This is a genomic window from Streptomyces sp. NPDC096046, from assembly GCF_040303285.1.
Classification (GTDB): Bacteria; Actinomycetota; Actinomycetes; order Streptomycetales; family Streptomycetaceae; genus Streptomyces.
In genome coordinates this window covers 172,086-185,818 of record NZ_JBEOSZ010000002.1, presented here as the reverse complement: position 1 = coordinate 185,818, position 13,733 = coordinate 172,086, and the positions used below count along the sequence as shown (strand labels likewise).

At 72.5% G+C, this 13,733-nt stretch carries 13 protein-coding genes and 1 pseudogene; 7 read left to right on the top strand and 7 right to left on the bottom strand.

The window, feature by feature from the left end:
* Positions 1-57: 57 nt before the first annotated feature.
* Positions 58-1,125: pseudogene (locus ABTX62_RS03215) on the bottom strand (type III polyketide synthase); the annotation flags it as partial.
* 167 nt (positions 1,126-1,292) lie between these two features.
* Here ABTX62_RS03215 and ABTX62_RS03210 point away from each other — a divergent pair.
* Positions 1,293-1,958: a thiaminase II/PqqC family protein gene (locus ABTX62_RS03210; RefSeq protein WP_352114553.1), complete on the top strand. Its 666-nt coding sequence runs from the start codon at positions 1,293-1,295 to the stop codon at positions 1,956-1,958.
* Between the two features lie 110 nt (positions 1,959-2,068).
* Here ABTX62_RS03210 and ABTX62_RS03205 read toward each other — a convergent pair whose 3' ends face one another.
* From ABTX62_RS03205 to ABTX62_RS03185, 5 genes are all read right to left on the bottom strand, one after another.
* Positions 2,069-2,305, bottom strand: coding sequence for a DUF6213 family protein (locus ABTX62_RS03205; protein WP_283970907.1), 237 nt, complete (start codon positions 2,303-2,305; stop codon positions 2,069-2,071).
* A gap of 25 nt (positions 2,306-2,330) precedes the next feature.
* Entirely contained in the window at positions 2,331-3,716 is a 1,386-nt protein-coding gene (locus ABTX62_RS03200) for an NADP-dependent succinic semialdehyde dehydrogenase (RefSeq protein ID WP_352114552.1), read from the bottom strand.
* A gap of 75 nt (positions 3,717-3,791) precedes the next feature.
* Positions 3,792-4,250: an NUDIX hydrolase gene (locus ABTX62_RS03195; RefSeq protein WP_352114551.1), complete on the bottom strand. Its 459-nt coding sequence runs from the start codon at positions 4,248-4,250 to the stop codon at positions 3,792-3,794.
* Positions 4,247-5,785, bottom strand: coding sequence for an ATP-dependent DNA ligase (locus ABTX62_RS03190; RefSeq protein ID WP_352114550.1), 1,539 nt, complete (start codon positions 5,783-5,785; stop codon positions 4,247-4,249). The genes ABTX62_RS03195 and ABTX62_RS03190 overlap by 4 nt, the downstream gene beginning before the upstream one ends.
* Before the next feature lie 29 nt (positions 5,786-5,814).
* On the bottom strand, positions 5,815-6,744 hold the full coding sequence (locus ABTX62_RS03185; RefSeq protein WP_352114549.1) for an NAD(P)/FAD-dependent oxidoreductase: 930 nt from the start codon (positions 6,742-6,744) through the stop codon (positions 5,815-5,817).
* A 77-nt stretch (positions 6,745-6,821) separates the two neighbouring features.
* On the opposite strand from ABTX62_RS03185, the gene ABTX62_RS03180 reads away from it, so the two are divergent.
* The 6 genes from ABTX62_RS03180 to ABTX62_RS03155 all read left to right on the top strand — a co-directional run bounded on the left by ABTX62_RS03180 (position 6,822) and on the right by ABTX62_RS03155 (position 12,299).
* The gene (locus tag ABTX62_RS03180; RefSeq protein ID WP_352114548.1) at positions 6,822-7,394 is read left to right on the top strand and encodes a helix-turn-helix domain-containing protein; all 573 of its coding nucleotides are present in this window, start codon (positions 6,822-6,824) and stop codon (positions 7,392-7,394) included.
* A gap of 207 nt (positions 7,395-7,601) precedes the next feature.
* On the top strand, positions 7,602-8,567 hold the full coding sequence (locus ABTX62_RS03175; protein WP_352114547.1) for an NADPH:quinone oxidoreductase family protein: 966 nt from the start codon (positions 7,602-7,604) through the stop codon (positions 8,565-8,567).
* The gene (locus ABTX62_RS03170) at positions 8,564-9,745 is read left to right on the top strand and encodes an acyl-CoA dehydrogenase family protein (RefSeq protein ID WP_352114546.1); all 1,182 of its coding nucleotides are present in this window, start codon (positions 8,564-8,566) and stop codon (positions 9,743-9,745) included. Before ABTX62_RS03175 ends, ABTX62_RS03170 begins: the two co-directional genes overlap by 4 nt.
* The gene (locus tag ABTX62_RS03165) at positions 9,742-10,815 is read left to right on the top strand and encodes an acyl-CoA dehydrogenase family protein (RefSeq protein WP_352114545.1); all 1,074 of its coding nucleotides are present in this window, start codon (positions 9,742-9,744) and stop codon (positions 10,813-10,815) included. The genes ABTX62_RS03170 and ABTX62_RS03165 overlap by 4 nt, the downstream gene beginning before the upstream one ends.
* A gap of 285 nt (positions 10,816-11,100) precedes the next feature.
* Positions 11,101-11,985: a phosphatidylinositol-specific phospholipase C/glycerophosphodiester phosphodiesterase family protein gene (locus tag ABTX62_RS03160; RefSeq protein ID WP_352114544.1), complete on the top strand. Its 885-nt coding sequence runs from the start codon at positions 11,101-11,103 to the stop codon at positions 11,983-11,985.
* A gap of 119 nt (positions 11,986-12,104) precedes the next feature.
* Entirely contained in the window at positions 12,105-12,299 is a 195-nt protein-coding gene (locus ABTX62_RS03155) for a hypothetical protein (protein WP_185013539.1), read from the top strand.
* A gap of 2 nt (positions 12,300-12,301) precedes the next feature.
* On the opposite strand, the gene ABTX62_RS03150 is transcribed toward ABTX62_RS03155, so the two are convergent.
* Positions 12,302-13,537 (bottom strand): phosphodiester glycosidase family protein, encoded by a 1,236-nt coding sequence (locus ABTX62_RS03150; RefSeq protein WP_352114543.1) that lies wholly within the window; start codon positions 13,535-13,537, stop codon positions 12,302-12,304.
* Between the last annotated feature and the right edge of the window lie 196 nt (positions 13,538-13,733).

Below are 13,733 nucleotides of genomic sequence, written 5' to 3'. Positions count from 1 at the left end.
ACGGGCAGGGGGCGGGATCCCGGTGATCGTCTCTCCGTGATCGTCTCCTCGCTCATGTCACCTCGCCTCGTCCCCGCTGTGCCAGCGCCCCAGAGCCATCTCGGCGGTGATACCGGGTCCGAACCCGGCGAGCAGCCCGCGGGCCCGGTCCCCGGGTCCGCCCTCGTCGAACAGCCGGCGCAGCGCGTCCAGGACGACGGCGCCGGCGATGTTGCCGTACTCGGTGAGCGTGGCCCGGCTGAAGCGGAAGGCGTGCGGGTCGACGCGCAGGAAGGTGCCGAGGTCGTCGAGGATACGGGGTCCACCCGCGTGCACGATGTAGAAGTCCAGGTCGGAGGCGTCCCATCCATGGTCGCCCGCCAGGTCCCGCAGCACCGGGGCGAGCGGCTCCATCGTGCCCGGCACGCGCTTGTCCAGCAGGAAGTGGAAGCCGGTCTCCCGGACGTCGTACATGATCCACTCCTCGGTCTTGGGGATCAGGTACGAGCCGTTGCGCTCCAGGCGGACTCCCTCGCCGCCCCGGCCGCGGACCACGGCGGCGGCCACGCCGTCACCGAACAGGCCGTTCGACAGCAGCGAGCCGACACCGATGTCGGTCGGCTGGTAGCACAGCGAGCAGAACTCGCAGGCCACGATCAGCGCGTTGGCGTCGGGGTACGCCGTGCAGAAGTCGTGGGCCCGGTTGACGGCCGCGCCGCCGGCCGCACATCCCAGCTGGGCGATCGGCAGCTGACGGGTGGTCGGGTCGAATCCCATCTCGTTGATGAGCCACGCCGTGAGCGAGGGCATCATGAAGCCCGTGCACGACACGTAGACGAGCAGATCCACCTCGGTGGCGAACAGTTCCGCGTCGTCCAGTGCCCGCTGGACGACCGCGGGCACCCGGGCCTTCGCCTCGGCCTCGTAGAGCTTGTTGCGGTCCGCGAATCCGGGGTGTCGCAGCGTTTCCTCGACGGGCTGGACGATGTGCCGTGTGCGCACACCGGTGTTCTCGATCAGGCGGAGGGCCAGCGGCAGTTGGGGGTGGTCGGTGTGGCGCGCTCGCGCCAGCTCCAGCGTCTCCTCCATCGTGATCACGTGCTCTGGAACGGACACCGCGGGTCTGCACAAAGTCGCCATGAGCCGTGCCTGCTTTCGCCTCCCGGGAGGCCTTCGCTCCGGTCAGATGGTGCGTCACCTCAAGAAGTGGTCCCCCCACGATCCCCCGCCGGTACACCGACTTCGCGCCGGACTACTCCGTATCGGGCACGCCGTGCCACGCTCGTACCGACACCTCGACGACGGAGGACGCGATGACGCACCCGGCACCGGATCTGCTGAAGAGGACGACCGCGGCCCTCGCCCCGGACCCGCACGCCAACCCGCTGATCCCCCGGATCGCCGACGGCACCGCCACCCGCTCCACCCTCGCCTCGCTGGCCCTGGAACAGGCGTGGGTGATCCCGGCGGACCGCCGGGCGTTCGAGTTCCTGGCGGCACGCGGCGAAGCGACCGACCCGGAGGTCGCGGCCTTCTTCACGGCCCTGGCCGAGGGCGAGGCCCTGGCGGGTGAGCGACTGACGGCGTTCGCCCGAGCGTGCGGAGTGGACGAGGCGGGGGAGGCGTCGTACGAGCCCCTGGCGGGCTGTCAGGCGTACCCCGCGTACGTGGCCTGGCTGGCCCTGAACGCCTCACCGGCAGACGTGGTCCTGGCTCTGACGGCCAACTTCTCGGCGTGGAGCGGCTACTGCGCGACGATCGCGACCGCGCTGCGCGAGCGGTACGGCTTCACCGACGAGGCCTGCGCCTTCTTCGACTTCTTCGCGCAGCCGTCACCGGAGCCGGACCGACTGGCGACGGCGGCCGTCCAGGCGGCGCTGGACGCCGGGCGCCTCGACGAGGAGCGAGCACACACCTACGGCCGCCTGCTGCAGGACTACGAGGCGATGTTCTGGAACACCTTGAGCCGGGTGCCGTGAGGGACGCGGGACGCTGTGCGGCTCCGCCGCGTGGACGCGACAAGCCCCACGCGCCCGCACACCCCGCGAACCACACCGCACAAGCCCTCACGCACCGGCCCACGCCGCGACTACGTCGCACTCCCACTGCTGTGCGCGATACAGGCCACATCGATACGATCGGCCAGCTTCGCCAGTTCAATGGCCAACTCGGCGACCGTGTCCTCGTCCAGCCCCGACTCCCCGCCTTCCACGAGCCGCACCCACCGACCCCCCACCGTCCGCAGGAGCTTGCTGACGTCCGCGGCAGCCACCTGCAAGGTCCCGCGGTCGTCGACGATCAGAGGCAGAGTCACTTCGCGGTTCACAGACGGGATCGTAGCCCCGCAACACTCACGCACCATGCCAAACAGTGGTGATGTTGCAGAACTCGCGGATTCCGTGCCCGGACAGCTCCCGCCCGTACCCGGACCGCTTCACACCGCCGAACGGGAACGCCGGGTGGGACGCCGTCATGCCGTTGAAGAACACCCCGCCGGCCTCCAGGTCGCGTACGAACCGGTCGACCTCACCCTCGTCCCGCGTCCACACGTTGGAACTCAAACCGAACGGCGAGTCGTTCGCGATCAGCACGGCCTCGTCGAGGTCGGCCGCCCGGTACAGCGTCGCGACCGGCCCGAACGCCTCCTCCCGGTGGATCCGCATCTCGCGGGTGATGCCGGCGAGGATCGTCGGCGTGTAGTACCAGCCCGGCCCGTCCGGCCGTTCGCCACCGCACAGCACCCGGGCCCCGCTGCGGACCGCGTCGTCGACCAGTTCCTCCACATCACGCAGGCCCTGCTCGCTGGAGAGCGGCCCGACCTCGGTGTCGTCGGACAGGGGGTCGCCGACCTTCAGCGCCTTCATGCCCTCGGCGAACCGCTCGGCGAAGGCGTCGTAGACGTCCGTGTGGACGATGAACCGCTTCGCCGCGATGCAGGACTGCCCGGTGTTCTGCACCCGCGCGGTCACCGCGACCTTCGCGGCCCGGTCGATGTCGGCGGACGGCATCACGACGAACGGGTCGCTGCCGCCCAGCTCCAGCACCGTCTTCTTGATCATCTCCCCGGCGGTGGAGGCGACCGCACGGCCCGCCGGCTCGCTGCCGGTGAGCGTGGCCGCCTTGACCCGCTCGTCGCGCAGGATCTCGTCCACCGCGGCGGAGCCGATCAGCAGCGTCTGGAAGGCGCCCTCGGTGAAGCCCGCCCGGTGGAAGAGGTCCTCCAGGTACAGGGCCGTCTGCGGGACGTTCGAGGCGTGCTTGAGCAGGCCCACGTTGCCCGCCATCAGCGCGGGCGCGGCGAAGCGGACCACCTGCCACAGCGGGAAGTTCCACGGCATGACCGCCAGCACCGGGCCGAGCGGCCGGTAGCGGACCCGTACGCGCGAGGCGCCGGAGTCCTTGACGTCGGCGTCGGCGGGTTCCTCGTCGGCGAGCAGTTCCTCGGCGTGGTCGGCGTACCAGCGCATGGCCTTGGCGCACTTCGCCGCCTCGGCGCGGGCCTGCTGGATCGGCTTGCCCATCTCGGTGGTCATCACCCGGGCGACGTCCTGCTGGTCCTCTTCGAGCAGGTCGGCGGCCCGGTGCAGCAGCCGGGCCCGCTCGGCGAAGGTCGTCGTCCGGTACGTGCGGAACGTGGCCTCCGCGAGCTGGAGCCGGCGCTCGATCTCCTCCTCGCCCATGGCCTCGTACGTCTTGAGCGTCTCGCCGTTCGCCGGGTTCACCGTTGCGATGGGCATGGCTGACCTCCCTCGGAGCGGGCTTGTCTCGACCTTCCCGCGCGGCGGAGGGGACCGCAACGCGGGAGCGTCTCCTCAGGGCGAGTGCTCCGCCAGGCGGTCGAGAAACGCCGCCTGCGCCTTGACGATCACCGCGCGGGCCCGGCCCGGGCCGAACCACGCCACCCGGTCCAGCTCGGGGAACTCCTGGAGCCGCCCCGACCCCGGGGGCCATTCCATCCGGAAGGTGCCGGGCGCGATCGTCGCCGGGTCGAGGTCCGCCTCGACCGCCCACGCCGTGACGATCTTGCCGTTGGCCTGCCGGACCTCGCCGAGGTCGAGGGCCTCGCCGTCGGGAGGGGGGAGCCCCAGCTCCTCCCGGAACTCGCGGCGCGCGGCCTCCCAGGCGGGCTCGTCCGGCTCGTACTCGCCCTTGATCACGGTCCACGCCCCGGTGTCGCGCCGGGCGAAGAACGGGCCGCCCATGTGACCGAGCAGGACTTCGAGGCCGTCGCCGGTGCGGCGGAAGAGAAGCAGGCCGGCGCTGCGCTTCACGGCTGCACTTCCGGGTGCGCGGTCAGGAGCGTCTCCACCGTGTCGGCGTCCTCGGGGCGCTTGTCCTCCCGGTAGCGGACCACGCGGGCGAAGCGCAGGGTGACGCCGACCGGGTAGCGGGTGGAGCGCTGCAACCCGTCGTAGGCGATCTCGACGACGAGTTCCGGGCGAACGGTCACGACGTAGCCGTTGTCGTCGACGGCGAGCTGCCGGAGCCGTTCGGTCTGCCAGGTGAGCATCGCGTCGGTCATGCCCTTGAAGGTCTTGCCGAGCATGGCGAGGCCACCGTCGGCGGTGCGGGCGCCCAGGTGGAGGTTGGAGAGCTTGCCGGTGCGGCGGCCGTGGCCCCACTCGGCGGCCAGGACCACCAGGTCGAGGGTGTGGACGGGCTTCACCTTCAGCCAGGACGCCCCGCGCCGGCCCGCGCTGTAGGGGGCATCGAGTGCCTTGGCCACGACACCCTCGTGGCCGCGCTTCAGGGTCTCGGCGAGGAACTCCTCCGCGCTGGGCGTGTCGTCCGGGCCGGACACCAGCGTGCGCCGCACACGCATCGGCTCGGGCACCAGGCGGGCCAGCTCGGCGTGCCGCTCGGCGAAGGGCAGGTCCAGCAGGTCCTGGCCGTCCACGGACAGCGCGTCGAAGAACACGGGGGAGACCGGCACCGCACGGGCGGCCGTCGCCACGTCGGTACGGGAGCCGACGCGCCCGGCGGTCTCCTGGAACGACCGGGGGCGCCCCTCCTCGTCGAAGGAGATCACCTCTCCGTCCAGGATGAACCGCTCGCCCCGCAACCGAAGGGCGGCGGCCGTCACCTCCGGCAGGCGGTCGGTGATGTCGTCGAGGGTGCGGGTGTAGAGCCGAACGGTGCCGCCGTCGCGGTGCACCTGCACGCGGATGCCGTCCAGCTTCTCCTCCACCGCGCAAGGGCCCAGCTTGTCCACCGCCTCGGCCACCGAGGAGGCGCTGTGCGCCAGCATCGGCAGGACCGGGCGGCCGACGGTCAGGCGGAAGCGGTCGAGGGAGGCGGGGCCGTCCGCCAGCAGTGCCTCGGCCACCGTCTGGAGGGAACCCGCGAGCATCACGGCCCTCCGCACGTCGGCGGACGGCGCGCCGGTCGCCTGCGCGAGGCCCTCGACCGCCACCGCGTCCAGCGCGCCCTGCCGGACCTCGCCGGTGAGCAGCCCCAGCAGGAACCGCTGCTCGTCCTCGGTGGCCGCACCCATCAACTCCCCGACCAGCCGGGCCCGTTCCGCCTGGGAGCCGGGACCGGACACCTTGGCGAGCTCGGACAGCCGGGCGTCCACCTCCCGCACGGTCAGGCCCGGTTCGGCGGCCGGGGTGACCGGGCGGCCGAGCACCTTCCAGCCGACGCCGATCCGGCCCTGCGGCAGCCGCCCGGCCAGATACGGGATCACGATCGGCACGTCGTCGGCCCCGGCGTCCCGGAAGAGCTCCGCGAGCAGGGCCGTCTTGCGGGACCGCGCCGAGGTGGCGGCGACCTCCCGGGACACTCGTGCCAGCCGGTGCAGCAGCATGCAGTCATGGTGCACCGGGTGCGGTGCCGCTACACCTGGACCGCCGCGTCGAGGTCGGTCATCAACAGGTCCCCGACGATCGCCGACGCCGCCCGGTACCCGCCGCTCGCCGCGTGCACCACCTGCTCGGCGAAGCCGATCGCGTTGCCCGCGGCCCACACGCCCGGCACCGTCGTCAGGCCGGTCGCGTCGACGACCGGATACGCGCCGAACGGCGTCTCGTGCAGCTCGGCCCCCAGCCGCTCCAGCAGGCCGGTCTGCGGAACGGGGCGCGGGGCGACGAACAGCACCGAGCGGGAGTGCGCCGTACCGTCGGTGAGCCGGATGCCGGTGAGCCGGTCGTCCTCGATCACCAGCTCCGCGGCCTCGCCCGGCACCACGTCCACCCCGGCCGCGGCGAGCCGGCGCAGGTCCTGGTCGGACAGCTCCTCCTCGGCGACCGTGTGCAGGAAGAACCGCACGTCCTTCGACCACTGGGACACGATCAGCGCCTGGTGCACGCTCGCCGGGCTCGTCGCCAGCACCCCGAACGGCTGGTCGCGCACCTCCCAGCCGTGGCAGAACGGGCAGTGCAGCACGTCCCGGCCGAACCGCTCGGCGACCCCGGGAACCGCGGGCAGCTCGTCCTTCAGCCCCGTCGCGACGACCAGCCGCCGGGCCCGAACCGTCCGGCCGCCGGCCAGCACCACGGTGAAGTCCTCGTCCCTCGTCACCTCCACCACCCAGTCCCGCACGAGTTCCACGCCGTAGCGCGCGATCTCCTCCCGGCCGACGGCCAGGAACTCGGCGGGCGGCATGCCGTCCCGGGACAGATAGCCCTGCATGTGCGCGGCCGGCGCGTTGCGCGGCTCACCCGCGTCGATCACCAGCGTGCGGTGCCGGGCCCGCCCCAGCACCAGCCCGGCGGACAGGCCCGCCGTGCCCCCGCCGATGACGACCACCGCGTACTTCTCGGTCATATGACCACCTCCGCTGCCGAGCGTCGCCCCGGCACTGCGGGATTGACAAACGGCTTTGCCGAATCTGCAATACGTCCATGACGACGGACGAGGTACTCGCGGGCGTGGGCCCCCGGCTGCGGCAGATGCGGAAGGACCGGGAGGTGACCCTGGCGGCGTTGTCCGAGACCACCGGCATCTCCGTCAGCACCCTCTCGCGGCTGGAGTCCGGTCTGCGCAAACCCAGTCTCGAACTGCTGCTGCCGATCGCGCGCGCCCACCAGGTGGCCCTGGACGATCTGGTCGGCGCCCCGCCGACCGGTGATCCGCGGGTGCGCTCCAAGCCGATCGTGATGGGCGGCCGCACCCACTGGCCGCTCACCCGCCAGCCCGGTGGCCTCCAGGCCTACAAGGTCCTGGAACCCCGGCGCAGACAAGAGCCGGAACCGCGGACGCACGAGGGCTACGAGTGGCTGTACGTACTGTCCGGGAAGCTGCGCCTGGTACTGGGCGAGCACGACGTGGTGCTCACGGCGGGGGAGGCCGCCGAGTTCGACACCCGGGTGCCGCACTGGTTCGGGTCGACGGGGGAGGGGCCCGTGGAGTTCCTCAGCCTGTTCGGGCCGCAGGGCGAGCGGATGCATGTGCGGGCCCGGCCGAAGGGTGCGTGACGGACGGCCGTGGTGGGCGGCTGTGACGGACAGGTGCGACGGATGGTTTGACCGACGGCTGTGGCGGACGGCTGTGACCGACGGCTGGGGCGGACGGGGGACCTCCGCACGGGAGATTGCCCGGAGACGGTTCCCTGATCGGCAAGCGACCGCTTAGTATGCGAACCGACCCCGGTCAGACGAAGCAGTCCCCCGTGGAGGCCCCGCATGCAGGCATGGCAAGTGCACGAGAACGGTGAGCCGGGCGAGGTGATGCGGCTCCAGGACGTGGAGCCCCCCACGCCCGGTGACGGCCAGGTCCTGCTGAAGGTGCGGGCGGCCAACATCAACTTCCCGGACGCCCTGCTGTGCCGCGGCCAGTACCAGGTCAGGCCGCCGCTGCCGTTCACCCCGGGCGTGGAGATCTGCGGTGAGACCGAGGACGGCCGCCGGGTGATCGCCAACCCCGCGCTGCCCCACGGAGGCTTCGCCGAGTACGCCGTCGCGGACGCCGCCGCGCTCCTGCCCGCGCCCGGCGCCCTCGACGACGCCGAGGCCGCGGCCCTGCACATCGGCTACCAGACCGGCTGGTTCGGTCTGCACCGCCGAGCCGGTCTGGAGGCCGGCGAGACCCTGCTCGTCCACGCTGCCGCTGGAGGGGTCGGCAGCGCGGCCGTGCAGCTCGGGAAGGCCGCCGGCGCCACCGTCATCGGTGTCGTCGGCGGCTCCGGGAAGGCGGCCGTGGCCCGCGAGCTCGGCTGTGACGTCGTGATCGACCGGCGCTCCGAGGACGTCGTCGCCGCCGTCAAGGAGGCCACCGGCGGGCGGGGCGCCGACGTGATCTACGACCCGGTCGGCGGCGAGGCCTACACACAGTCCGCCAAGACCGTCGCCTTCGAGGGGCGGATCGTCGTCGTCGGCTTCGCCGGCGGCACGATCCCCACCCCCGGCCTGAACCACGCCCTGGTGAAGAACTACTCGATCCTCGGCCTGCACTGGGGCCTGTACAACACCAAGAACCCGAAGCTGGTCCAGCACTGCCACGAGCAGCTCACCGAGCTGGCCGCCCGCGGGGCGATCAAGCCGCTGGTGAGCGAGCGGGTGCCGCTCGGCTCGGCGGCGAGCGCCGTGCAGAAGGTGGCGGACGGTCTGACCACCGGCCGGGTCGCGGTCGTCATGGAGGAGACAGCATGACCGACACCGAGGAACTGCGCCGCCGCACAAGGAAGTTGCTGGCCACCCACCCGCCGGCCTCCACCGACCGGCTGGACTTCCTCCGGGCCCGCTTCGACGCCGGACTGGCCTGGGTGCACTACCCGGAGGGCCTCGGCGGGCTGGGCGCCCCCCGATCCCTCCAGGCCGTCGTGGACGCCGAACTGGAGGCAGCCGGGGCGCCCGACAACGACCCGCGGCGCATCGGCATCGGCCTCGGCATGGCCGCTCCGACCATCCTGGGCTTCGGCACCGACGAGCAGAAGCTGCGGTACCTCAGGCCCCTGTGGACGGGGGAGGAGGTCTGGTGCCAGCTGTTCAGCGAGCCCGGCGCCGGGTCCGACCTGGCCGCACTGGGCACACGGGCCGTCCGCGAGGGCGACGAGTGGGTGGTCAACGGGCAGAAGGTATGGACGTCCAGCGCCCATGTGGCCCGCTGGGCGATCCTCATCGCCCGCACCGACCCGGAGGTGCCCAAGCACCGGGGCATCACGTACTTCGTCTGCGACATGACCGACCCGGGCGTCGAAGTACGGCCGCTGCGGCAGATCACCGGCGAGGCCGAGTTCAACGAGGTGTTCCTCACCGACGTCCGCATCCCGGACGCGCGGCGCCTCGGTGCCGTCGGCGACGGCTGGAAGGTCGCCCAGACCACGCTGAACAACGAGCGCGTCGCCATCGGCGGCATGCGACTGCCCCGCGAGGGCGGCATGATAGGCCCGATCTCGAAGACCTGGCGCGAGCGGCCCGAGCTGCGCACGCACGACCTGCACCAGCGGCTGCTGAAGCTCTGGGTGGAGGCCGAGGTCTCCCGCCTCACCGCCGAGCGGCTGCGCCAGCAGCTCGTCGTGGGCCAGCCCGGCCCCGAGGGCGCCGGCATGAAGCTGGCCTTCGCCCGCCTCAACCAGGAGATCAGCGGCCTGGAGGTGGAACTCCTCGGCGAGGAGGGCCTGCTGTACGACGACTGGACCATGCGGCGCCCGGAGCTGGTCGACTTCACCGGCCGCGACGCCGGCTACCGCTACCTGCGCTCCAAGGGCAACAGCATCGAGGGCGGGACCAGCGAGGTCCTGCTGAACATCGTCGCCGAGCGCGTCCTCGGCCTGCCCGCCGAACCGCGCACCGACAAGGACGTCGCCTGGAAGGACCTCGCCCGATGAGCGACCTGTTGTACTCGGAAGAGGAAGAGGCGCTGCGCGCCGCCGTCCGCGACCTGCTCACCGACCACTGCGACGCCCCCGGCGTCATCGCCCGCGCCGAGTCGGACACCCCGCACCACCGGGCCCTGTGGAAGGCCCTGGCCGACGGCATGGGCCTCGCCGGCCTGCTGGTGCCCGAGGAACTCGACGGCCAGGGCGCCACCCACCGTGAAGCCGCCGTGGTGCTGGAGGAACTGGGCCGCGCGGTCGCACCCGTGCCGTATCTGACGAGCGCCATCGTCGCCACCGAGGCCCTGCTGGCCTGCGGCACCGACGACCTGCTCCGCGACCTCGCGACCGGGAGGACCATCGGCGCCCTAGCGGTCGCCCTCGACGTCGCACCGGGCGCCGCCTACCGGACCGTCCGGCACGACGACGGCGCTCTGCACGGGGAACTGACCGGCATCGCCGACGCGGTTGTGGCGGACGTCCTCCTCGTGCCCGCCGACGACGGCGGCCTGTACGCGGTCGACGCCTCGGCCGCGACCGTCACCCCCCAGACCTCCCTGGACCTGACCCGGCCGCTCGCGACCGTCAGCCTCGACGGAGCGCCGGGCCGGCTCCTGGGCGACGCCGAATTGGCCGTGCATCGGGCCCTGCGCGCCGGGGCCGGACTGCTCGCCTCGGAGCAGTGCGGGCTGGCCGAGTGGACGCTGACCGAGACCGTCCGCTACCTGAAGGAACGCAAGCAGTTCAACCGGCCCGTCGGCGGCTTCCAGGCGCTCAAGCACCGGCTGGCCCAACTGTGGCTGGAGATCGTCAACACCCGCGCGGCCGCCCGCAACGCCGCCGACGCCCTGACCACCGGCGAGGACGTCGACGTGGCCGTCACCGTCGCCCAGGCCTACGCGGCGCCCGTGGCGGTGCACGCCGCCGAGGAGGCCCTGCAACTGCACGGTGGCCTCGGCATGACATGGGAGCACCCCGCCCACCTCTACCTCAAGCGCGCGAAGGCCGACTCGATCGCCTACGGCACCGCCGGCGCCCATCGGGAGGCCTTGGCCGGCCTGGTCGATCTGCAGGCCCCCTGACGCCCGTCCGCCCTGCACCGGGCGACGTTCCCGCCGGAAAGCGGGGGAGCCACAAGGCCCTGGGGAGCCCGTGGGTGGCCCGAAAAGGCCCGTCCCGTCAGGGGCGGGCCTTTTCGGGCGCCCCCTCCCCTCCCCTCGCCCCGCCCCGGCCCGGTGAAGTGAACGCGTAGCGGCGGTGAACGCGTAGCGGCGGTCCGGTCAACTCCGCGCAGGCCCCTGCTCCTTGAGCCCACCCGGACCCCATACTCGCAGGGTTCCCGTACGGCACCTCCAGGGAGGCAGAGCATGGCCCTCACCACCCGTCGCCGAGCCCTCACCACCCTCGGCGCAGCCCTCGCGGGCTCGATCGCCCTCGCGCCCGCACCCACGTCGGCCCACGAACGCACGCACCGGCCCCGCCCGTTCACGCACCGGCCCCGCCCCTTGTGGCGCGCCCACGCCCACAACGACTACGAGCACCCGCGTCCCCTGTTCGACGCTCTCGACCACCGCTTCGGCAGCGTCGAGGCCGACATCCACCTCGTCGGCGACCAACTCCTCGTCGCCCACGACCCGGAGGACCTCGACCCGTCCCGCACCCTCGAGTCCCTCTACCTCGACCCGCTCGCCGCCCGCGTCCGGGCCAACCACGGGTCGGTGTACCGGGGGTACCGCGGCTCGCTCCAACTGCTCGTCGACATCAAGACCGAGGGCGCGTCGACGTACCTCGCACTCGACCGGTACCTTGGGCGCCACCGGCACCTGTTCACCACGTACGCCCACGGGCGCGTCCACCGGGGTCCGGTCACCGTCGTGGTCTCGGGTGATCGCGCCGCCCGCGCGCCCATGGAGGCCCAGACCGTCCGGCGCGCCTTCTACGACGGCCGCCTCGCCGACCTCGGCAGCCAGGCGCCGGCCTCCTTCATCCCGCTGATCAGCGACAACTGGACGCTCAACTTCACCTGGCGGGGCGTGGGCCCGTTCCCCGCCGCTGAACGGCACAAGCTGCGGGACATCGTGAGGACCGCCCACAAGCGCGGGCGGAGGGTGCGGTTCTGGGCGACCCCGGACCTGGCCGGGCCGGCCCGCGACGCGCTGTGGGGTGCACTGGTCGCCGCCGGCGTCGACTACCTCAACACCGACGACCTCGCCGGACTGGAGGCGTTCCTCGACACCCGCCGGGCGGCCTAGAGCGGAAGAACACCACACGTTCGGCGGACAGGTCAGCCGCCCGGACGAACCCTTCGCTACGCCACACTTGCGGCCGAACGCCGTGAACCGGACATGGCGGCGTGGCGGAGGAGTTGACGATGGCCATTTCCATCTCTGTTGTGCTGCTGCTCGTGATCCTGGCGGTGATCTTCCTGCGCAACGGCGGGCTGAAGGTCTCCCACGCGCTGGTCTGCCTGCTTCTCGGCTTCTACCTGGCCAGCACCAGCATCGCCCCCACCATCCACAGCGGCCTCACGGCGACGGCGGACATCGTCAGCGGGCTGCGGCCCTGACATCACCCGGAGAACACGCCGATGCCGTTGGGGACGGGGCGTTCGGCGCCGCCACTGGGGTGGTTGCGCACCGAGACCTCGCTCGCGCCCGGCTTCCGGGCGACCAGGGTCGACGATCCGCCGCCGTCCAGGCTGAAGGCGTCCTCGGCGCCCAGGTCCCGCATGGTGGCGGCGACTTCGGCGATCGTCAGTCCGCTGCGGTAGGCGGCGGCACCGTCCAGCGCGAGCAGCAGCACACGCCGTCCGCTGTCGGCGATCCCCACAGCCGTACGGACGGCCGACGTCGAGCTGTCGAGCCCCGGAAGCGGCTGCCCGCCGGTGAGGACCGGGTAACCGCCGACGGCGAGCCGGCACGCGGCGCCGTCCGTGGCCGCCACGAGACTGTGCTCGACCTCGACCGTCTCACCGGTGGAGAACTTGCGCAGGTGCTGGGCGCCGGCCTCCCGGCCGACCAGCACGGTGCTCCCCGCCGCGATGGGGCCGCCGCCCGGGGTGTCGGCGGCCGCGACGACCTTGCCGTCGCGGACCGTCACCTCGTGGACGTCCGTGCTGCACGGGGCGGCGCGGTCCGTGTCCGTGCCGCACGTCGCGCGGACCCGGGAGGCCCTGCCCCACTCCGAGGTGAACGCGCCGACCGAACCCACAGCAAGCGCGTACTGGTTGAGCCCGCCGAGAGGCAGCTCGGTCTCGGCCGTACGGACCGCACCGGCGAGCGCCAGCCGGTCCAGCCGTGCCCGGCCGTCACCGTCCACGCCGAACACGTACCGGGTGCTGGTACCCGGCGGCAGGGCCGGCCCGAAACGCTGGCCGTCCGGCACGGCCGCCTTGAGCGTCCGCCCGGCGGCGATCGCCGGTCCCACACTCGCCCCGGTCGCCTCGACGCCCGGATGCTGGGTCTCGCTGATGTTGAAGAAGTCGCCGTTGACACCGGCGACCGCCCCTTGGGTGTTCGCCATCGCCGAGATCTGGGCGCGCGAGGCCACCGCCCCCGGGTACAGCAGATCGACCCGCACCTGAGGGTTGCCCAGGTCGACCTTCAGCACATGTGCGTGCGTCACCCCCTTGGCCGCTTGGATGTCGAACTCCTCGTACGTCACGCCCGGCGCGACCCGTCCGCCCTTCTGGACGGCGCCGGCCGGAGCCGCCCCGGCCAGGGCCGCGCCGGTCAGCGCGCCGAACGCCGTGAGAAACGCCAGTACCGCTCTGCCCGCTCCCGCGCGCCTGCACCGACCTGTCACCGTGCCCCCTGATGCCTCGTCAACCGTGCGGACGCCAGGGGCAGTGCACCAGACCGCGCGGACCCGGCAGGGCGGCTGAGCGCCGACCACGCGGGAACGGCTGAAAAACGCACCCCTCTGGGTGCTTCAGCCGTCACCCGTTCCCGTGTCGTACGAGGTGAACGCGGGCGTGTGGTCGATCGGCGGACGGGTGGCC